Annotated in this window: 1 protein-coding gene; it reads right to left on the bottom strand. The window is 70.2% G+C overall.

Going from position 1 to position 416, the window contains the following annotated elements; translation table 11 throughout:
- The coding region (locus tag G5C65_RS38295) for a response regulator (protein ID WP_165303701.1) at positions 1–387 on the bottom strand (387 nt) is incomplete at its 3' end.
- Between the last annotated feature and the right edge of the window lie 29 nt (positions 388–416).

Genomic DNA, 416 nt, shown 5'->3' with positions numbered 1-416 from the left:
GGCCCAGCCCGCCGCGGCCCCGGCGGCGAGCGGAACGGCGCACAGCAGCGTCAGGCTGGCGGGCTCGAAGGGCTTCGCCAGAAACGCGTCCACACCCCCGGACACCCGGTCGGTCTCCGCCGCCAGCTCCGTGCACGCGCTGACGAGCGCCAGCGGAATGTGCCGCGTACGCGGATCCGCACGCAGCCGCTCCGCGGTCTGCACCCCGTCCAGCCGGGGCATCACCGCGTCGAGCGTGACGACGTCGGGTTGGATGCGATGCACCACGTCCAGGCAATGGGCACCGTCGACGGCGGTCACGACCTCGAAGCCCTCCAGCTCAAGGTTGACCCTGATCAACTGCCGGATGACCTTGCTGTCGTCGACGACAAGGACCCGGCCGGACATACCTGGCACACCTCAAAGCGTAGGCGTAC

It is taken from the genome of Streptomyces boncukensis, assembly GCF_011045075.1.
Taxonomy (GTDB): domain Bacteria; phylum Actinomycetota; class Actinomycetes; order Streptomycetales; family Streptomycetaceae; genus Streptomyces; species Streptomyces boncukensis.
This window is presented reverse-complemented; position numbering and strand designations above follow the sequence as displayed.